A 20,086-nucleotide genomic window follows, 5' to 3' on the forward strand; every position below is an offset into this window, starting at 1 on the left:
GCCCCGGGGCCGGCCCACCGCCGGTCCCGGGGCGTCGTGACGCGTACCGGACGGGAGGATCACCCGGGCACGGTGCACTCGAAGGCGTGCAGGTACGCGTTGACGGGTCGGATGTCCCCGAGCACCAGTCCGGCGTCGGCCAGGCGGGTGCGCAGGCTCTCCTTGGTGTGCTTGGCACCGCCGACGTTGAGCAGCAGCATCAGGTCCATGGCTGTGGTGAACCGCATGGACGGCGTGTCGTCGACCAGGTTCTCGATGGCGACGACCCTGGCTCCGGGGCGGGCCGCGGCGACGACGTTGCGCAGGCATCTGCGGGTGCTCTCGTCGTCCCATTCGAGGATGTTCTTGATGATGTAGAGGTCGGCCACGACGGGGACGGCCTCGCGGCAGTCGCCGGGGACGATGCCCGTCCGATCGGCCAGGGGGCCGCCGTCCAGGAGTCGGGGATCGGCCTTGGCGACCACCCCGGGCAGGTCGAGCAGGTGCCCCCGTACGGTGGGGTGCTTCTCGAGCAGGCTGGCCAGCACGTGGCCCTGGCCGCCGCCGATGTCCGCGACCACCGAGACGCCGGTCAGGTCGAGGAGGTCCGCGACATCCAGCGCGGACTGCACGCTGGAGGTGGTCATGGCGCGGTTGAAGACGTGCGCCGACTCGTGGGCGTCCTCGTGCAGGTAGTCGAAAAAGCCCTTGCCGAACAGGTCGTGGAAGATGCTCGCGCCGTCACCGGTGCTCACCGCGTCGTCCAGTCGCGGCCAGGCCTGCCAGGTCCACGGCTCCGTGCACCACAGGGAGATGTGCCGGAGGCTGTGCGGGTCGTCCTCGCGCAGCAGCCGCGACATCTCGGTGTGGACGAAGCTCCCGTCCTCGGTCTCGGCGAAGATGCCGTGGCAGGACAGGGCGCGGAGCAGCCGTTGCAGGGGCTTCGGCTCCGCGTGCACGGCGGCCGCGAGGTCGGCGGGGGTGGCGGGCGACTCCCCGAGGGCGTCCGCGACCCGGAGGCGGGCCGCGGCCCGTACGGCGGCGGCGACGGCCGCTCCGAAGGCGAGCTCGCGCAGGCGCATGGCGGGCGGGGGCGTGTGCGGGGGGCCTGCGTTCGGGGCGGGGACGGGAGCCGGCGTGGGGGCGGGGGTGGAACTCAGCGTGGTCATACGGCCTCCATTCTCCTGATGAGGGGGAACACGGGTCAGCACATGCCGGTGGGCACGGAGGTGTCGCACCGGTTGTTGAGGAACCGGTTGCCCGAACCGGCTCCCTGGTTGGCCAGGTCGGCCGGCCGGTTGTCCCGCACCACGTTGTCCTCGATGACGTTGTCGGTGTTCGTCGCGCCCACGAAGCTCTTGAACAGCAGGATTCCGCCCGACAGCGGGGAGGATCCGACGTTCCCGCGGATGGAGTTCGAACGTACGATCGTCTCTTCTGCCCCGGTGAGGACGACCCCGACGCCCTGGATGTCGGGGAGGCGGCTGTTGCCCTTGCAGAACTTGTTGTTCTCGTGGATGCGGTTGCCGCGGATGGTCAGGTCTCCGGCGCCGGGCTCTCCCTCGTCGCCGACGACGAACACGCCGCCGCAGTTGCCGGCGATCCTGTTGCCGCTGACGGTGAGGTTCCGCACCCGCCTGACGGTGACACCGATCCGGTTGCCGGTCAGCCTGTTACCCCTGACCACGGCTCCCAGGGTGTCGGTGGCGCCGCCCTCGCGCGCGACCGTGTTGGCGAGGAAGATGCCCGACTCGGCGTTGTCGCGGGCGATGTTGTCGCGGAAGAAGCCCCGGGTGGAGCGTTCCTGGGCGATCCCCCAGGTGCTGTTGTTCTCGGAGATCACGCGTTCGACGCTCAGCCGGTCGGTGTAGGAGGCCCAGATGCCGTTCCGCTTGAAGCCCGAGACGGTGAGCGCGCGGATCTCGACCCCGGTGACGGGCCGCCCCTCGGTCCCCATGACGCAGATGCCGGTGTCGGCCTGGGAGCAGGCGAGGGCGGCCCGTCCGTTCGCCTCGGGCCGGGCGGGCAGGGTCTTCGCGACAGGCGGCTTGATCACCGTCTGCTCTCCCCAGCCGCGCAGCGTCAGCCTCTTCGTGATCAGCACGTTCTCGTGGTAGGTGCCGGGCATCACGGTGATGATGTCGCCCGGCCGCGCGGAGTCCACCGCGTCCTGGATCGAGTCGCCCGGGTGCACGCGGTGTCCGGCCGCTGATGCGGGTGGCGCGAGCACGCCGAAACCAGCGGCCATGACGACGGCGGTACACATGAGGGTCTTGAGTTGTCGGTTCGTCACCATGCAGAAGTTATGGGCGATTGCGACATATCGCCACACTGGGTGAGCGTATCGATGGATGCCGCGGGCAAACGGCCGCATTTTGACGTCCTGAGGGTGGATCGTCGTACCGGCAGCGGTCCCGCATCCGCGCCGTTGCCCTCTCATCGGCGAAGGCGCAGGTCACGGCGGGTTTCCCGGTCACCGTCCGGACGGGCAACGGGCAACCCGTCGACCCCGGCGCCCCCGCGGGGCAAGTCTGGAGCCGTCAGCACCAGGCACGAACCGCAAGGGGAAACCATGCGCAAGCTGTTCCGCGGCGCCGCCGCTCTCGCCACCTCCGTCGTCGCCGTGGTCGCGCTCAGCGCCTCGGTGGAGGCCAAGCCGGCCGACACCTGGGCAGGATGTCCGGACGGGGCGGTCTGCATCTACCCTCAGAACCAGAACCCGGCCGTCAAGCCGACGCACGTCTTCTACCGCTACGGGGCACACAATCTCAGCAACCAGTTCGGGAACCACTGGGTGCTCAACAATCAGTACGGCGGTGCGACCGCAAACCTCTGCACCGGCTACAACGGCGCGGGCTGCGGCAACCCCATCGCCGCCAAGACCGGTGTGTACGCCGACCTCACGCCGATCAACTCGGTCCGCCTCAACCCGTAGCACCCCCGAGTGAAGGCCTGGAGCCGCCGCGCGCGACGGCTCCGGGCCTTCCTGTTCTCGTCGTACCGGCCGGAGGATCCAGTTCTCCGGCCGCCCCCGGCGGTAGCCTGGGCAGCGCCACCTCGCTGCCTGGGCGCACACGCCATGGGGGATGTTTTGGGGGATCCGGACCGCCGGCGGAAGACCGACCGCGTGCGGGAGTCCGACGACTCCGCACGGCCCTTCCCTGCCCAGCTGAGACGTCTGCGCGTGCAACGCGGGCTGTCCCTGGCGGACCTCGCGCGCGAGACGCACTACAGCAAGGGCTACCTCAGCAAGATCGAGACCGGCGCGAAGCGCGTCACCGTCGACGTCGCACGGCGCTGCGACGACGTGCTGGGGGCAGGGGGTGAACTGCTGCGGATGGCACGGGAGACGGAGGCCCCGGAGGGCGATGCCGCCGACGCCGTCGTGGCCCGGCCGCGGCCGGAGGACGAGTGTCCCTACCGCGGCCTGCCGGCCTACACCGCGCGGGAGGCCCGGTGGTTCTTCGGCCGGGAGCGGGCCACCGCCGAGCTGGTCGAACGGGTCTTCGGGCGGATTGGCACGGGCCCCGTGGTGCTCGTCGCCCCCTCGGGCGCCGGCAAGTCCTCGCTGCTGAACGCCGGCCTGGTACCGGCCCTGCGGAGCGGCGGCTTCCCGATGCCGGGCACCGACAGCTGGCCGGTGGTCGGGTTCACCCCCACCACACACCCGCTGGAGGAGTTGCTCGGCCGCGCCGGCACGGTGCTGGGCGCCGATCTCGGCATCACCGCACAGGAGTTGCGGGAGCGTCCGCACGCCCTGCTCGAAGCGGTCCACCGGCTGTCGGCGTCGCGCCCGGCCGCCTCCCCGGACCTGCGGCCGCCGCCGCTGCGCCCGGTGCTGCTGGTCGACCAGTTCGAGGAGCTGTTCACCCTCTGCACCGACGAGGACGAGCGGCGTGCGTTCGTACGGGTGCTGTGCGCGCTCGCCGTCCCGGGTCCGTCGCGCACGCCGCACCCCCCGGCCGTCGTGGTGCTCGGAGTACGGGCCGACTTCTCCGGCAACTGCCTGGAGCTGCCGGAGCTGGCCGCGATCTTCACCGGCGGGCTGTTCGTCCTGCAGCCGATGTCGCCCGAGGAGCTGCGCGAGTCGATCACCCGCCCGGCCCGGCTCGCGGGCCTCGCCCTCGAACCGGGACTGGTTCCCCTGCTGCTGCGGGACGTGGGACTGCGCGATGACATGCCGGGCGGGACGACGCCCTCGGGTGCACTGCCCCTGGTCTCCCACGCCCTGATGGCCACCTGGCGCCACCGCGAGGGCACCACGTTGACCGTCGCCGGGTACGAGCGCACCGGCGGCATCCAGGGGGCGGTCGCCCGCACCGCCGAGGAGGTGTTCGCCCGGCTCCACCCCGCCGAGCAGACCACGCTCCGGCGCATCCTGGTGCGGTTGGTGCACGTCGCCGAGGGCACGGGCGCGACGCGGCGCCGGCTGAGCCGGACCGCCCTCATGGCGCAGGCGGCGGCCGCGGACCCCGCCGCTGCCGCGCTCGACACCTTCGTCCGGGCCCGGCTGGTCACCATGGACAGTGACTCCGTGGAGATCACCCACGAGGCCCTGCTGCACGCCTGGCCGCGGCTGCGCGGCTGGATCGACGCGGATCGGGCGGGGCTCCTGATCCACCAGCAACTGGCACACGCCGCGGCCGAGTGGGAGCGCGAGGGCCGCGATCCGTCGGCGCTCCACCGGGGTACCCGGCTGGACACCGCCCTCTCCTGGGCGGACGAGCTCGACGGCCGGAGCCGCCTCGCCCCCCGGGAGGCGGCCTTCCTCCGGGAGAGCCAGAAGGCCCAGGAGGTCCGGGAGCGGCAGGCAGCCCGCCAGGCGCGGCTGCGCCAGCGGATGCTGGCCACCCTGGTCGTGCTCCTGGTCCTGGCCGTGGGCGCGGGCGGGCTGGCGTACCAGCAGCGTACGAGGGCACTCGGCGAGGAGCGGATCGCCCGCTCACGGGCGCTCGCGCTGCAGTCGGCGGCGCTGGCCGCCGGCCAGCCGGAGGCTTCGATGCTGCTCGCCGGGGACGCGTACCGGACCGCGCGGACGAGCGAGGCTCGCGGTGCGCTGCTGAGCACGCAATCGCAGCCGTTCGTCGCCCGGCTGGGAGGACACGGCGGGCCGGTCAACACGGTCGCCTTCGGACCGGACGACGGCATGCTGGCGACGGGCAGTTCCGATGGGACGGTGACCCTGCGGCGGGTGTCCGACCGGCACACGACCGCAACCTTCAGGCTTCCCGGACGGGTGCGCTCGGTCGCCCTGAGCCCCGACGGCCGGACCCTCGCGGCGGCCTCCACGGACGGGCCCGTGCGACTGTGGGACACCGCCGACGGCCGCCCGGCGGCGGTGCTCCCGGCGAGCACGACCGGCACGCGGGCCGTGGCCTTCGCACCGGACGGGCGGAGCGTGGCGACCGGCTGCCCGGACGGGACGGTCCGGTTGTGGGAGACCAGCGGGGAGTACCGCGCCGTCGCGTCCCTGGCCGGGCATGCCGGGCGGGTCAACGCCCTGTCCTTCGCCGCGGACGGCCGGGCGCTCGTGTCGGCGGGCGCCGACCGGAGCGTGCGGCTGTGGGACGTGGCCGAGGCACGTCCGCTCGCGGTGCTGTCCGGGCACACCGACGAGGTACTGGGGGCGGCGTTCGCCCCGGACGGCCATACGGTCGCCACGGGGGGCGTGGACCGTACCGTACGGCTGTGGGACGTGGCCGAACGCCGGACGAGGGCCGTGCTGACCGGCCACAGCGACGACGTCAACGGTGTCGCCTTCACCCCGGACGGAACGACGGTGGTGAGCGCGGGCGGCGACGGCGCCACCCGGATGTGGGACGTGGCCGGCGGCCGGCTGACGGCCACGCTCGCCGGGCACACCGACTACGTGCTCGGGGTGGCCGTCGACAGCCGGGGGGCGGTGCTGGCCACCGCCGGGTTCGACCAGTCGGTGGTGCTGTGGGACCTGCGGGGCGCGATGCTGGCCTCGCGGCCGTTCACGGAGGTCTGGCACGCCGCGTACAGCCCGGACGGAACGCTGCTCGCCACGGCGGAGGCGGATCACACGGTCCGGCTGTGGGACGTGGCGGGGCGCCGGGTGGCGGCCGCCTTCGAGGGGCACAGTGAGACGGTCTTCGCGGTGGACTTCGCGCCCGACGGGCGGACGCTGGCCTCGGCCGGCTCCGACGGCACGGTCCGGCTGTGGGACGTCGCCGCGGGGACCCCTTCGGCGGTCCTGGCCGGCCAGGGCGGGACCGTGTTCGCGGTGGACTTCGCACCGGACGGGCGGACGCTGGCCTCGGCCGGCTCCGACGGCACGGTCCGGCTGTGGGACGTCGCCGCGCGCCGCCCTCTCGCGACGCTCAGCGGGCACACCGACTTCGCCAACGACGTGGCGTTCAGTCCCGACGGGCGCACTCTGGCGAGCGCCGGCGACGATCTGACGGTTCGCCTGTGGGACGTGGCCGGACGGCGCCCGCTGGCCGCCCTCACCGGTCATACCGGGGCGGTTCGGGGCGTTGCCTTCAGCCCCGACGGGCGCACCCTCGCCTCCAGCGGCAACGACGGGACCGTACGGCTCTGGGACGCGGGCAGCCACCGTCCGGAGGCCACCCTCGCCGGTCACACCGGGTCGGCGCGGGGCATCGCCTTCTCCCCCGACGGCCGCACGCTCGCGAGCAGCGGCAACGACCGCACGGTGCGGCTGTGGGACGTGTCCGGCCGGCGCGCGTTGGCGGCGCTTTCCGGACACACGAGCGCGGTGTGGGGGGTCGTCTTCGCCCCCGACGGGCGGACGGTGGCGAGCAGCAGCACGGACGGCACCGTACGGCTGTGGGACCTCGACGTGGGGGCGCGCCTGGCGGCGGTCCACCGGGTGCGCACCGGGGTGACCCGCCCGCCGCGGTAGTCCTCTCGCTGCGGATGGATCGCACGCTCGACCGCCGGGTCGACTCACTCCCCCGTCGGAGGCCGGTGGATTGGCAGGTGTGACGCCCAGCCGGCGCGCCGTGTCGAACTCTTCGGCGGAGGGCCTGACACGGGTGAGCTCGTCGCAGCCGAGGAAGATCGGCTTCCACTGGTCGGCGGGGATCGTGCCGTCACTCAGCAGCCACCGGGTCACAATCCGCTCCTGTCCGCCGCCGACGTACTGACCGCTCCACGTGGCGACGGAGTGGGCATCGCGGTGGGCGTTGCGGTAGGCGACCGTCCATCCGACGGCGGCCCCGGTCCCGTCGGCGGGCACGCTGTCGTAGCGGCCGGTCATGGCGTACCGCTTCTCGGCGTTGCCGACCGCCGACTCGTAGGTGCCGACGTACCCGCCGTTCGCGGCCTCGACGGACACCGTTCCCCGGGTGTCGGCGGCGGCGCTCGCGGATACGGTGGCGAGGGTCAGGGACACGGCGCACCGTGCGACTGAGGCTTGGCGTATACGCGTCGCGAGACGATTCCCCCTGTGAGGGCCGGCAGGGCCCGCCCGTAGCCCGTGACGGCGGAAGGCCACAGGCTCGTCCGGGGAAGAGCGTAGGGCGGTGACCGCCGGCGGTCAGCGGTCGCGGACGGCGACGATGCCGTTGAAGACCCCGATGTACGCGGTGCCGTCGGGGCCGAGCGTGATGGGCGCCCAGTTGTTGTCGTAGAGGGGGCCGGTGCCGGTCAGTTGCCGCCAGCGCCGCTCGCCGGTGCGGAAGTCCACGGCCGTGAGGTACCAGCCGTCGATCCCCCAGTCGTTGGGCTCCTTCTCGTAGAAGTAGAGCAGCCCGTTCGCGGTGGAGAGCTTCGGTACCACCGACGGCGCGCGCACGGCGCTCTCCCACACCGTGTCGCAGCCGCTGCCGTCGGCGCGGACGTCGATGCGGGTCGCCCCGCCCACGACGGACCTGCCCAACAGCAGGCCGGCGGGGTTCTCGTAGCCGTAGTTGTTCTCGACGACGATGCTGTTGCCCCAGGTGATCAGGGAGTTGTCGGTGGTCGAGGAGCCGGAGCCGAAGACGGGCACCTTGCAGACCAGCCGCCGGTCCGCGGCGACATCGGCGCCCCGCCGGTAGACCAGGACGTTCATCCGGTCGTCGGCGTTGTCGGTGATGGCGACGTAGCCGTCGCCGAAGAGGTCCGGCGTGGTGCCCGAACCCTGGTTGACGGAACCGGGCTTGGTACCGGTCCCCCGGTCGTAGGTTTGGCGCCACTGCACCTCGGGGGTGCCATTGGCGGCGGCCCGGAAGCCGTAGAGCGCGTGGTCGGAGACGATGGAGACGCCGTCCTCGGCCACCGAGAAGGAGTTCTGGATCTCCTCGCCCTCCAGCCGCACGGAGCGGATCTGCAAGGTCGCCGGATCCACGGTGCCGACCCGGCCCTGGCGGGTCACCCACCAGATCCGGCCGTCCCAGTCGGGCATCACCGAGGTGACGGGGTCGCAGGTGCCGTTGGGCCGCAGGTTGGTCCAGGTGACGCAGTCGTGCGGGACGTGGCCGGTGAGGTCCCAGTCGTCGACGACGCTGAACTTCCAGCCTCCGTCGGCGTTCTGGAAGTGGGCGAGGCGCAGGACGTGCTGCCGCGAGTCGGCCAGGACGGCTCGGTCCCGGTCGTCCAGGTAGAAGTAGGCGCCGCCCGAGGTGTCCTTGAAGATCTTCGAGAAGTCGAGCGAGGTGATCGCCTCGACGGTGGAGGAGCGCTGCGGGAGCCGGTACTCCGCGAGCGTGGCGAGCGTACCCGGGTGCAGGAGCTTGACTTTGAAGCCCGAGAAGGTGCCGCAGACCGTGACGAGTCGGCCGCCCGAGTCGAAGGTGGCGGTGGCGCACTCGCCTCCCAGGGCCGCGATCTTCTGGCTGGTCACCTGAGGGTTCTCGCCGAGCGGACCGGACCAGGGTGAGGTGGCGCTCCCGGCCGCGTCGGAGTGCATGCCGCTGCGGCCGTTCGGCGCGAGGTACGGGTGCTGCGGAGGTCCCTCGCCCGGCAGCGGAGCGGCGGTGGCGGGGCTGCCCTCGTAACGGGCGATCAGCCGGTGGCCGGGCGCCTTGGGTATCTCCCCGCCGGCCCCGGCCCCGGAGCCGCTGTGGAGCAGCACCGCGAAGACGGCCAGGACGGGCACCGCGGCGCAGCTCAGCGGTCTTCGGAACATCCGCGACTCCTCCGTGTCGGAGCGGGCCTGTTGACATCGCGTCTGACGTCGCACCGTCGGCCGACGGTAGAGCGCGGTGCCCGAGGAGTCCATGCATGCGCCGCATGATTCACGGCGGCGCAGCCGGCCCCGCAGCGGGCGGCCGGGACGCAGGCCGCAGTGCTCACGCGGCGGGGGGTCGGTCCTTGACGATCTCGTTCCAGTGGGCCGTGCGTTCGCACCAGCGCTCCAGCAGCACCGGGTCGTGGCCCACCGCGAGCAGTCCGGCCCCCGTCTCGTCCCGGTAGTCCTCCACGACGGCGACCAGCGCGGCCGTGGTGGAGGCGTCCAGCATCGCGGTCATCTCGTCGCAGACCAGCCAGCGCGGCCGCAGCACCAGGGCCCGGGCAAGACAGGCTCGTTGCAGCTGGCCGTCGCTGACCTCGTGGGGCCGGCGGGCGAGCAGGTCCGCGCCGAGTCCCACGCGCTGCGCCAGCTCGGCCACCCGCGTGCCCGCTTCGCCGCGCCGGCCGGTCGCGCGGAGGGGCTCCGCGACGAGGTCGCGCAGCCGCAGGCGGGGGTCGGCGGCGAGGCGCGGTTGCTGGAAGACGACACCGACCGCGGTGCGCAGGGCGCGCGGGGCCCGGTGGGAGAAGCCGGTCACGGCGTGGCCGTCGAGGGTGACGGTCCCCTCGTCCGGCCGGTGCAGCAGGGCGGCGACCCGGGCCAGGGTGGACTTGCCGCAGCCGCTCGGCCCGAGCAGGCCGAGGGACTCTCCCGGGCACAGGCTCAGGTCCGCGCCGCGGAAGGCGGGGGCACGGCGGTCGTAGCCCCCGGTGATGCCCTTGAGCTCAAGCATGGTGGCAGGCCACCCCTTCGGTGAGCGCGGGACGGCGGGTCCGGCACGGCAGGTCGGCGGCCGGGCAGCGGGCGGCGAAGGCGCAGCCGGGTGGGAGCGCGCCGAGCTCGGGCGGCGCGCCGGGCACTGGGATGAAGGCGCGTTCGGGCAGGGCGTCCAGGAGTCCCCGGGAGTACGGGTGCCGGGGCCCACGGCGGCCGAAGAAGGACCCGGCCGGGGCGATCTCGACGAGTCGGCCCGCGTACATGACGGCGACGGTGTCGGCGATCCGCTCGGCCGCGACCAGGTCGTGCGTGATCACCAACAGCGCCCGGCCGTCGGCGCGGGTGTGGGCGCGGAGCTCGTCGACGGTGCGCCGGGCCAGGTCGCGGTCGAGGCCGGTGGTCGGCTCGTCGGCCAGGAGCAGCGGGGCGCCGCCCACGAGGGCGAGGGCAGTGGCCGCGCGCTGGGCGAGACCGCCGGAGAGCTCGTGGGGATGGCGGTCGAGGTGGGAGGCGGGGAAGGCGGCACGCCCGGCGGCCGTCTCCGCCGCCGCGCGCAGGGCGGGCGGCCGGGTTCCGGTCAGTTCCCGGACCGTTTCCTCCAGCTGGGAGCGGACGGTGCGGACCGGGGTGAGGTGCGCGGCGGGGCTCTGCGGGACCAGGCCGATGCGCCGGCCGCGCACGGACCGGGCGAGGGTGCGCTCGTCGGCGGCGAGCAGGTCGAGGCCGTCGGCGAGCCGGGCCGATCCGGCGGTCTCTGCGTTGCCCGGGAGCAGTCCGAGGAGCGCGGAGGCGAGCACGGACTTGCCGCAGCCGCTCTCCCCGACGAGGGCGAGGCTCTCGCCAGGGGCCAGGGCGAAGGTGGCGCCGGTGACGGCCTCCACGTGGCGGCCGGCGGGCATGCGGAAGCGGACGGAGAGGCCCTCGACGCGCAGGACGGGCCCGCCCTCGCTGGTCCGGGGCTCTTCGCCTGCGGCGGGGGCGGCGGCGGGCGAGGGGGTCACAGGGTCAGCTCCGAGCGGCGGCGCGGGTTCAGGCGGTCGCGCCAGGCGCCCGCGAGGCCGGCGATGGCCAGGGTCGGGATGATCAGGAGGAGGCCGGGGAAGAGGGTGGGCCACCAGTGCCCGGCGAGCAGCGAGCCGCGCGCGGTCTGCACCAGACTGCCCAAGCTCGCCTGGTGGGCCGGGAGTCCCAGTCCCAGGAAGGACAGGGCGGACTCGTGCCACATCGCGTGCGGGATCATCAACACGGCGGCGAGGCCCGCCTGCGGCAGGATGCCGGGCACCAGGTGCCGGACGGCGACCCGCCACCGTGAGGCGCCGCCGGAGACGGCCGCGTCCACGTACGGCCGGCGGCGCAGCGACAGGACCTCCGCGCGGACGATCCGGGCCGTCGAGAGCCAGTGGGTGATCGCGACCGAGGCCACGACGGGCCAGAGCCCCGGCCGGAACACCGCCACGACGAAGATGCCCAGGAGCAGGTGCGGGACGGAGGAGAGGGTGTCCACCACCCGCATCGCCACCCGGTCGGCCCAGCCGCCGAGCGCACCGGCGGCCGCGCCCACCGCCGTGCCGATCACGGTGGCGACCAGTGCGGCCACCAGGCCGACGAGCAGGGAGACGCGCAGTCCGTAGACGCACCGCAGCAGCAGGTCGCGTCCGAGGTCGTCGGTGCCGAAGGGATGGGCCCATGAGGGGGGTTGCAGCTTCGCCGCCAGGTCGACCGCCTGCTGGTCCAGCTGTGCCAGCGGGGGCACGAGCAGCACGGCCGCGACGACCACCGCCATGACGGTCACGGCGGCGCGTACCCGCAGGGTGCGCGTGGAGCGCCGGGCGCGGCCCGGGGAGCGCCAGACCGGCTCAGCCATCGAAGCCCACCCTCGGGTCGACCAGCCCGTACAGCAGGTCGGACAGCAGGTTGCCGGCGAGTACGGCCGCGCTGGCCAGCACCGTCAGTGCCGCCAGCAGCGGAAAGTCGACCGAGGTGGCCGCCTGCACGGTCGCCGCGGCGATGCCCGGCCAGCTGAAGACCGTCTCCACCAGCAGGGCGCCGGTGATGAGTTCGGGCACCCGAGAGCCGATCAGCGTGAGCGTCGGCAGCATGCCGGAGCGCAGGGCGTGGCCGAGCAGGACCCTGCGCTCGGCCAACCCCCGCGCCCGGGCGCCGCGCACCGGGTCCTCCCCGAGGGCGTCGGCCACGCCCTGGCGGACGTAGAGGAAGAACCAGGGCAGTTGGGAGGCGCTCAGTACCAGTGCGGGCAGCACGAGGTGGGAGGCGACCTGCGCGAAGGTGACGGTGTCGCTGCCGGCGTCGGTGAGGCCGCCCGGGGGCAGCGCACCGAGCCGTACCGAGAAGAACCAGATGGCGAGCAGGGCCAGCCAGAAGGCGGGGGCGGCTTCCAGGGTGTAGGCGAGCGCGGACACGGTGCGGTCCAGCGCGCCACCTGTCCGGCGGGCGGCCAGCACGCCGAGCACGGTGCCGGTCAGGACGGCGACCGCGAACGCGCAGGCGGCGAGCAGCACCGACCAGCCGAGCCGCTCCGCGATCACGTCGGATACGGGCTGGCGCATGACGGCGGAGGTGCCGAGGTCGCCGGTGAGCGCCAAGGCCAGCCAGTCCCACCAGCGTGCGGCCAGGGGGCGGTCGACGCCGAGGTTGATCCGCAGCTGGTCGAGTTCGGCCTGCGAGGCGGTGAGTCCGGCGGTGCCGGCGTAGGCCTTGACGGGGTCGAAGGGGGACAGCGCGGCGATGGCGAAGACACCGAAGGTGACGGCGAGCAGGACGGGGGCGGCGGCCAGGGTCCGCCGCCCCGCCATGCGCGCCATCGGCCCCCAGGGGAGGCGGACGGAGCGGGGGGTCACTGCGCGTGGCTCACTTCTGCTGGGGCTTCCAGTCCTCGACGTTCCACCAGGGGCCGGTGCCGAGACCGTGGTCGTGCGGCTCCACCTGCGTGCCGGGGCCGTCCCACGCGTCGTTGACGACGTAGAGGTGGTCGATGTGGGTGAGGAAGACATAGCCCGGGTTCTCGGCGAGGCGGCGCTGCACGGTGTCGTACGCGGCCTTGCGCATGGCCGGGTCGGCACTGCGGCGCCCTTCGGCGAGGGCGGCGTCCACGGCCGGGTCGTCGTACCGGGCCATGTTGTTGAAGCCGTCGCCGCCGAGCGAGGAGGTCAGCAGGAGGTACTGGTCGAAGTCCGGGTCGGCCGGTGAGCCGCCGCCCGCGAGGACGGCCTCGGTCTTCATCCGGGGTTCGATGACCTCCCAGGTCCCGGCCTCGGTCTTGACCTCGATGCCGGCCTTCTTCGCGTCGGAGGCGAAGGCGAGGGCGTGGTCCTGGCGGATCTTGTCTCCGGCGGTGTACCAGAGCGGGAAGGACGCGCGGATCCCGTCCTTGGTGCGGATCCCGTCGTGCCCCTCCTTCCAGCCGGCGTCGTCGAGGATCTCGCGGGCCCGGTCGAGGTCGTGGCGGCGCTCGGTGCCGGCCGTGAACCACGGGCTGTCGGTGGGCACCGGCCCGAAGGCGGGCTTGCCCGCGCCGTCGAGCAGCCTGTCGACCATGGCCGTGCGGTCGACGGCGATGTCCAGTGCCCGGCGGACGGCGAGGTCGCCGGTGACCTCATGGTGCGTCGGAAGGGTCACGTTGCGGTAGTCGAAGGTCCTGGCGGCGTAGGTGCGGCGCGTGCTGTCCTTGGCGAAGCCCTTGGCCAGGCCGGGGGGCAGGATGGCGCCGTCCAGCTCACCGGAGCGCAGCCTTGTGGCGCGTACGTCGTCGTCCTTGATCACGGCCATGGTGAACTTCTTGACGGCGGGCTCACCGCCCCAGTGGCCGGGGTTGGCCCTGAAGCTGAGCTTCTCGCCCTTGGACCAGGCGGTGAGCACGTAGGGGCCGGTGCCGACCGGCCGCGTGGTGAAGTCGCCGCTGTTGACGTCCTGTCTGCCCGCGATGTGCTCCGGGGCGATGGGCAGCACGGTCCGCTCGGCGAAGGGCGCGTAGGGGTACTTCAGGGTGAAGACGACGGTGTCCTCACCCTTCGCCTCGACGCTCTCGATGGCATCCAGTTCGGTCTTGGAGGCGTTGTTCGTCCCCAGGGCGAGGATGGTCCGGTAGGTGAAGACGACGTCCTTGGCGGAGAAGGGCGCTCCATCGCTGAACGTGACACCCCTGCGCAGCGTGAAGGAGTAGGTGCGCCCGTCCTCGGAGACCTCCGGGAGGGACGCGGCCAGGGCGGGCTGGAGCTTCATGTCGCCGTCGTGCGTGAGCAGACCGTCGAAGATCTTGGAGTTGCCGTCCTTGCCGTAGCCCAGCAGCGGGCTGAGGGTCTCCGGCTCGGTGGCGATGCCGACCACGACCGAGTCCGTACCGGCCGCGCCGCCGGCCCCGGCGCCGGGCGTGGAGCAGGCCGCCGCGCCCGTGATGAGTGCGGCGGCCAGTGTCGCCCTGGCCGCTCCCCGTACCGTCCGGGCCGTCATGCTCTGCACATCCCTGTTCGCGTTCTTCCGTTATTGCAAAGAGCTGGCAATAATGCCAGACCTGATCAGAAGTCGACGAATCGGGACACATCACCGACCGACGCCGCGCGGGTCTTGTCGTCCTCGCACCTGCCGTGCCATATATGTCTAGACCTTTACTGGAGCCGAGGAAGGCACCCCGTGCGACGCAGCGCCCCCACGCTCGCCCTCTTCCTGATCCCCACCGGCCTCATGGGCCTCACCGCGTGCAGCGCGCCCGACACCGAGCCGCCGTCCGCCCCCAGCGGACTCACCGCCCAGGCCGGCAGCGCCACCACCGTGCACGTCATGTGGGACGCGGCCGCGGATCGCGACGGCGTGACCCGCTACCAGGTCTTCGAGGGCGGACGGCTGGTACGGGAACTCCCGGCCGAGAGGACCATGATGGACGTCACCGGCCTCGTCCCGGGGACCGGCTACTCCTTCACGGTGCGGGCCCGGGACGCCGCCGGGAACCTCTCCGAAGCCGCTCCGGCCGCGCTCGCCACCACCCCGGCGGCGAAGCCCGAGGACCGGACGCCACCCACCGCACCCGGCGCCACCACCGGCAGCGCGACCGGACCCCGGTCGGCCCGGCTGTCGTGGACCCCGTCGACGGACGACACGGGCGTCACGGCGTATGACGTCTACCAGGGCGGCGCCCGCATCCACACGGCCGGCCCCGGCGACACCGACACCACCCTGACCGGCCTGCGGCCCGACACCGTCTACACCTTCACGGTCCGGGCCCGGGACGGCGCCGACAACTCCTCCCCCGACGGCCCGGCCGTGGACGTGAGCACCCCGCCCGCCTCCGGCGACGGTCCGGGCACCGCCCCCGCCGACCTCACCGCCACCGCCTCGCCGGGCACGGTCACGCTCACCTGGACCGCCCCCGAGACCGGCCGGCCCACCACCGAGTACGAGCTGTACGTCAACGGACGGCCCACGACCGTCATCCAGTTCGGCGCGGGAGCGGTACCGGCCGGCCGGGCGGAACACCGCCTCACGGTGGCCGAGCCCACCGGCACCGAGTGGGCCGTGAAGCTGCGCGCAAGGCTCCCCGACGGCAACTGGGGGGCGTTCTCCGCCGAACGCCGGATCACGCTCGTCGCATGAACCCGGGGGACCCGATCCGGCCTTAACGGCACGGTGGGATAAGAAGATCACGCAGAATACTCCCGTGTTCGGTGAGTACTCGGTCAATGACAATCAGCCAGATTCCACGGAAGATGCCCCCGGGCCGGGAGCCGGCAGACCGCCGGGCAACCTGCCCGCGGAGCCCGCCGGCTTCATCGGCAGACAGCCCGAACTCCAGCTGCTCGGGAAGCTGTTGCGCGAGCGCAGACTGATCACCCTGACCGGGGTGGGAGGCGTCGGCAAGTCCCGGCTCGCCCTGCGCGCGGTCGCCGGCGCCGACCGGGCCCGGCCCGACGGCGCCTGGTGGGTCGAGCTGTCACCACTGCGCGATCCCGCCCTGCTGACCGCCACCGTCGCGCACGCCGTCGGCCTCGCCGACCACTCCCCCCGCCCCCTCGACGAGGAACTTTGCGCGTGGATGGCCGACAGGGAGCTCCTGCTGGTCCTGGACACCTGCGAGCACCTGGTTCCCGAGTGCCGCCACCTGGCGGGCGAACTCCTGCAGTCGGCACCCGGGTTGACCATCCTGATCACCTCCAGGGAGCCCCTGCGCAGCGCGATCGAGGAGGTCGTCGAGGTCCGCCCGCTGCCCTGCGAAGGACCCGACAGCGACGCCTTGGCCCTCTTCCGCACCCGCGCGCTCGCCGCGACCCCGCGCGCCGCGGCCGTCTTCGCCGACCCGGAGCGGACCGCCGTCGCCGCCGAGGTCTGCCGACGCCTCGACGGCATCCCCCTCGCCCTGGAACTCGCCGGTGCCCGGATGCGGTTGTGGACGGTCGAGCAGATGGCCGAGCGGATCGGCGAGCGCTTCGAAATGCTGTCGGACGTCCGCGTCTCCCGGCCGCCCCGGCACCGGACGATGCGGACCACGATCGGCTGGAGCCACGAGCTGTGCGAGCCGCTGGAACGGCTCCTGTGGGCCCGACTCTCGGTGTTCACCGGCGACTTCGACATCGCTGCGGCGCGCGCCGTATGCGCGGGCGGACCACTGCCGGCCGCCCGGGTCGAACGCACGCTCGCCGGTCTCGCCGCCAAGTCCGTGGTCCTGCGCACCGAGGAACGCGGCGCCGGCGCCCGCTACCGGCTGCTGGACACGATCCGCGAGTACGGGCACGACTGGCTGGGCGAGCTCGGCGAGACGCAGCTGGTCGCCGACCGGCACGCCCACTGGTACGCGGCGCTCTCGCACGCCGCCGACCGGGGCTGGATGGGCCCGGGGCAGGTGGACTGGTACCGGAGGATCACCGCCGAGCACGCGCAGTTGCGTACGGCCCTGGAACACCTGCTCGGCGCCGACCCGTCGGCAGCGCTGGAGATGGCCGGGGCGCTGTGGTTCTACTGGTTCGCGTGCGGGCACGTGCACGAGGGCCGCGCCTTCCTGGAACGGGCCCTGCGGCTCGCCCCTCGCACCGGGCTCGCCCACAACCAGGCCCGGTGGGCCCTCGGGCTCACCATGGTCCTCCAAGGCGACATGGACGAGGCGCGGCGCCTCGGCGAGGAGTGCGCCCGGGACGCGGCCCACCTGGCCGACCCCGAGCGGGAGTTGCGCGCCGCCTACCTGCACGCGGCGTCGGTCCTGATGCCGGGCGACCCGGTACGGGCCCTGCGGCTGGCCGGCCCGCAGGCCCGTGCCGCCCATGGCGGGCGCACCACCGGACCGGGCTGGCTCCTGTGCAAGCTGGCCACCGGATACTCCCTGTGCGCGCTGGGACGCTTCGAGGAGGCGGCCGAGGAGGCGCACTCGCTGCGGGAGGCCTGCGCGGAGCTGGGCGAGCGCTGGATGCGGGCGTACGCGGACTACGTCCTGGCGGTGGCCGCGCTGGGCCTGGGCGACCACGGGGAGGCCGCACGCCACGTACGGGCCATGCTTTCCGGGAAGCGGCTCCTCGGCGACCGGCTGGGCATCGCGCTCGGCCTGGACCTGCTGGCCGCGGCGGTGGCCGGACTGGGCGACGGCGAGCTGGCGGCGCGCCTGCTGGGCACCGGGCACGCCTGGTGGCGCACGGTGGGCCGACCGCAGATGGGTTCGCCCTCGCTGACGGCCGTACGGGACCGGAGCGAACGGCAGGCGCGGGCGGCGATCGGAGACGCCGCCTTCGAGGCGGCGTTCCGGGGCGGGGCGGCGGCGCCCACGGGCTGAACCCGGCCCGTGGACGGCGCGCTGTGTAACCGCGTCGGGGCTCCCGTCAGTACGGGAGGGGTCTGCCCGACGGTGTGCGCAGGTCCAGGTCTCGGGGAGCGGGCTTGGGGACGGGCTTTCGGATCAGCTGCTGGCGCATGCTGCCTCCTCGCTCAGACCAGGGCCGGGCGGCGGGGGTCCACCGCACGGCTGTCGGGGAGCAGTTCACCGGTGTCGTCGAAGATCACGACTCCGTTGCAGAGCAGACTCCATCCCTGTTCGGGGTGGGAGGCCACGGTGCGGGCGGCGTCGTGGTCGGCGCTGTCGGCGGCTGGGCAGGGGGGCTGGTGGGAGCACATGGCGCACCTCCTCGCGATGTGGGGCGGGAGGGCCGGTGGTCACCCGGTCGTACCGCGATCCACGGTGGCGGCGAGTATTACCGATCGCCACCCCTGGACGGAACCCGTATTCGCCGTCCAGTTCACGGTGTGTATGCCCGATTACGATGCGCTCATGCCCGTTATCCGGATCGTTCACCGTACGTCCGCGCCCGTCGCCGAGGCGTGGTCGAGGCTCACGGACTGGGAGCGCCACGGGGCGCAGGTCCCCCTCACGCGGACGATCATCGAGAGTCCGCCGCCGACGCACGCGGGAACGATCTTCACGGCCCGCACGGGTGTGGGAAGGATCACGTTCGACGACCGGATGGAGGTCGTGGTCTGGCGGCCGCCGGTGTCCGAAACGGCGGGCCTCGTCCGGCTGGAGAAGCGCGGCCGGGCGGTGACGGGCTGGGCGGAGATCGAGATTCACTCCCTACCGGCGGGGGGTTCGGAGGTCCACTGGCGCGAGGAACTGCACCTGCGCGGCCTCCCCCGCGCCCTGGACCCCCTGGTGGCGGCCGTCGGCCGTCGCGTCTTCGGCCGCGCCATCACCCGGCTGCTGGCCGCCTGAGGAGCCGGCCGGGGCCTGCGTGATCATCGCACCGCCACGCACCCGACGGCGGACGCGCGGCGGCCGGAACGCAACGGCCCCGAGCCCGCAGCCGGGCGGCCGGGACGCAGCGGTGCGGGCCCGCCCGCACCCGCACCGCCTCATCCCAGCCCGCCTCGTATCCCGGCCCGCTTCGTCCGGTCCCGTCCCGCGTCAGCGGATCGGCATGCCGGAGATCGTGCGCGCGATCACCAGCCGCTGGATCTCACTGGTGCCCTCGAAGATCGTGTAGATCGCGCTGTCCCGGTGCATCCGCTCGACCGGGTACTCGCGGGTGAAGCCGTTGCCACCGAGGATCTGCACGGCCTGGGCGGTGACCTTCTTGGAGACCTCGCTCGCGAACAGCTTGGACATCGAACCCTCGGCCGATTCGAACGGCCGGCCCGCGACCGCCATCCAGGACGCCCGCCACACCAGCAACCGGGCGGCGTCGATCTGGGTGCGCATGTCGGCGAGCTGGAAGGCCACCCCCTGGTTGTCGATGATCGGGCGGCCGAACTGCGTACGGGTCTTCGCGTAGTCGAGAGCGACCTCGTACGCGGCGCGCGCGGTGCCCACGGCCATCGCGCCGACGGCCGGCCGGGAGGCCTCGAAGGTGGCCATGGCCGCGTTCTTGACGCGCTCGCCCCCGCCGCTGCGGGCCCGCTCACGGGCCCGGGCGAGGCGCTCGTCCAGCTTCTCCTTGCCGCCGAGCAGGCAGTTTCCGGGGATCCGCACGTCCTCCAGGACCACCTCGGCGGTGTGGGAGGCGCGGATGCCGTGCTTCTTGAACTTCTGCCCCTGGGACAGCCCGGGGGTGCCCGGCGGCACGATGAAGGACGCGTGCCCCTTGGTCCCCAGCTCCGGGTCGACGACGGCCACGACGATGTGGACGTTGGCGATCCCGCCGTTGGTGGCCCAGGTCTTGGTGCCGTTGAGCACCCACTCGTCCTTCGCCTGGTCGTAGACCGCGCGGGTGCGCATCGAGCCGACGTCCGAGCCTGCGTCCGGCTCGGAGGAGCAGAAGGCGGCGACCTTCACGTCGTCGGGGGTGCCGTACATCTGGGGGATCCAGGTGCCGATCTGCTCCTCGGTGCCGTTGGCCACGACGCCGATGGCCGCGAGCCCGGTGCCGACGATGGAGAGCGCGATGCCGGCGTCGCCCCAGAAGAGCTCCTCCATGGCCATCGGGATGCCGAGCCCGGTCGGGTCGAAGTACTGCTGGGCGTAGAAGTCCAGCGAGTAGATGCCGAGCTTGGCGGCCTCCTGGATGACGGGCCACGGAGTCTCTTCGCGCTCGTCCCATTCGGCGGCGGCGGGTCGCATCACATCGGCCGCGAAGCCGTGGATCCAGTCCCGCACCTGCTTCTGGTCGTCGTTCAGCTCCATGGTGAACTCCGCCATGTCCCCTCCACCTGTCCGTACTCGTCACTCCAGGGGTTACTAGCGGTAACCCATCCGGGGGGCACAGTCTG

15 protein-coding genes and 1 pseudogene are annotated in these 20,086 nt (G+C 73.2%); 5 read left to right on the forward strand and 11 right to left on the reverse strand.

Translation table 11 applies throughout. The annotated features are described in order from the left end of the window. Positions 1-59: 59 nt before the first annotated feature. Positions 60-1,148: a methyltransferase gene (locus R4Z63_RS04030; protein WP_384449595.1), complete on the reverse strand. Its 1,089-nt coding sequence runs from the start codon at positions 1,146-1,148 to the stop codon at positions 60-62. Positions 1,149-1,183: 35 nt separating this feature from the next. Next, complete coding sequence (locus R4Z63_RS04035; protein WP_384449592.1) at positions 1,184-2,275, reverse strand: right-handed parallel beta-helix repeat-containing protein; 1,092 nt, start codon at positions 2,273-2,275, stop codon at positions 1,184-1,186. A 276-nt stretch (positions 2,276-2,551) separates the two neighbouring features. On the opposite strand from R4Z63_RS04035, the gene R4Z63_RS04040 reads away from it, so the two are divergent. Both R4Z63_RS04040 and R4Z63_RS04045 read left to right on the forward strand, forming a co-directional pair. Beyond that, a complete protein-coding gene (locus R4Z63_RS04040) occupies positions 2,552-2,914 on the forward strand; it encodes a hypothetical protein (protein WP_037929010.1) in 363 nt (120 codons plus the stop codon). A gap of 156 nt (positions 2,915-3,070) precedes the next feature. Further along, positions 3,071-6,868 carry an nSTAND1 domain-containing NTPase gene (locus R4Z63_RS04045; protein WP_384827132.1) on the forward strand — a complete coding sequence of 1,266 codons (3,798 nt, stop codon included), beginning with the start codon at positions 3,071-3,073 and terminating at the stop codon, positions 6,866-6,868. Between the two features lie 141 nt (positions 6,869-7,009). Here R4Z63_RS04045 and R4Z63_RS04050 read toward each other — a convergent pair. The 7 genes and pseudogenes from R4Z63_RS04050 to R4Z63_RS04080 form a co-directional block, all read right to left on the reverse strand. After that, positions 7,010-7,462: pseudogene (locus R4Z63_RS04050) on the reverse strand (avidin/streptavidin family protein); the annotation flags it as partial. Positions 7,463-7,504: 42 nt separating this feature from the next. After that, entirely contained in the window at positions 7,505-9,076 is a 1,572-nt protein-coding gene (locus R4Z63_RS04055) for a hypothetical protein (RefSeq protein ID WP_384449586.1), read from the reverse strand. 163 nt (positions 9,077-9,239) lie between these two features. Next, on the reverse strand, positions 9,240-9,914 hold the full coding sequence (locus tag R4Z63_RS04060; RefSeq protein WP_384449583.1) for an ABC transporter ATP-binding protein: 675 nt from the start codon (positions 9,912-9,914) through the stop codon (positions 9,240-9,242). Then, positions 9,907-10,899: an ABC transporter ATP-binding protein gene (locus R4Z63_RS04065; protein WP_384449580.1), complete on the reverse strand. Its 993-nt coding sequence runs from the start codon at positions 10,897-10,899 to the stop codon at positions 9,907-9,909. Before R4Z63_RS04065 ends, R4Z63_RS04060 begins: the two co-directional genes overlap by 8 nt. Beyond that, on the reverse strand, positions 10,896-11,762 hold the full coding sequence (locus R4Z63_RS04070; RefSeq protein ID WP_384449577.1) for an ABC transporter permease: 867 nt from the start codon (positions 11,760-11,762) through the stop codon (positions 10,896-10,898). The genes R4Z63_RS04065 and R4Z63_RS04070 overlap by 4 nt, the downstream gene beginning before the upstream one ends. Next, a complete protein-coding gene (locus R4Z63_RS04075) occupies positions 11,755-12,720 on the reverse strand; it encodes an ABC transporter permease (RefSeq protein ID WP_384449574.1) in 966 nt (321 codons plus the stop codon). Before R4Z63_RS04075 ends, R4Z63_RS04070 begins: the two co-directional genes overlap by 8 nt. A 46-nt stretch (positions 12,721-12,766) precedes the next feature. Further along, positions 12,767-14,365 carry an ABC transporter substrate-binding protein gene (locus R4Z63_RS04080; RefSeq protein ID WP_384449571.1) on the reverse strand — a complete coding sequence of 533 codons (1,599 nt, stop codon included), beginning with the start codon at positions 14,363-14,365 and terminating at the stop codon, positions 12,767-12,769. Between the two features lie 180 nt (positions 14,366-14,545). On the opposite strand from R4Z63_RS04080, the gene R4Z63_RS04085 reads away from it, so the two are divergent. Continuing rightward, positions 14,546-15,502 (forward strand): fibronectin type III domain-containing protein, encoded by a 957-nt coding sequence (locus R4Z63_RS04085; protein WP_236647845.1) that lies wholly within the window; start codon positions 14,546-14,548, stop codon positions 15,500-15,502. Positions 15,503-15,566: 64 nt separating this feature from the next. Then, complete coding sequence (locus R4Z63_RS04090; protein ID WP_078557069.1) at positions 15,567-17,663, forward strand: ATP-binding protein; 2,097 nt, start codon at positions 15,567-15,569, stop codon at positions 17,661-17,663. A gap of 152 nt (positions 17,664-17,815) precedes the next feature. On the opposite strand, the gene R4Z63_RS04095 is transcribed toward R4Z63_RS04090, so the two are convergent. Next, complete coding sequence (locus R4Z63_RS04095; protein WP_037929027.1) at positions 17,816-18,001, reverse strand: DUF5999 family protein; 186 nt, start codon at positions 17,999-18,001, stop codon at positions 17,816-17,818. A gap of 154 nt (positions 18,002-18,155) precedes the next feature. Between R4Z63_RS04095 and R4Z63_RS04100 the strand changes: the two genes are divergently transcribed. Then, the gene (locus R4Z63_RS04100) at positions 18,156-18,593 is read left to right on the forward strand and encodes an SRPBCC family protein (RefSeq protein WP_384449566.1); all 438 of its coding nucleotides are present in this window, start codon (positions 18,156-18,158) and stop codon (positions 18,591-18,593) included. A 192-nt stretch (positions 18,594-18,785) separates the two neighbouring features. Here the strand turns inward: R4Z63_RS04100 and R4Z63_RS04105 are convergent, their stop codons facing one another. Next, positions 18,786-20,015 carry an acyl-CoA dehydrogenase family protein gene (locus R4Z63_RS04105; RefSeq protein WP_384449563.1) on the reverse strand — a complete coding sequence of 410 codons (1,230 nt, stop codon included), beginning with the start codon at positions 20,013-20,015 and terminating at the stop codon, positions 18,786-18,788. Between the last annotated feature and the right edge of the window lie 71 nt (positions 20,016-20,086).

The sequence above is a fragment of the Streptomyces sp. PL-29 genome, from assembly GCF_058344425.1.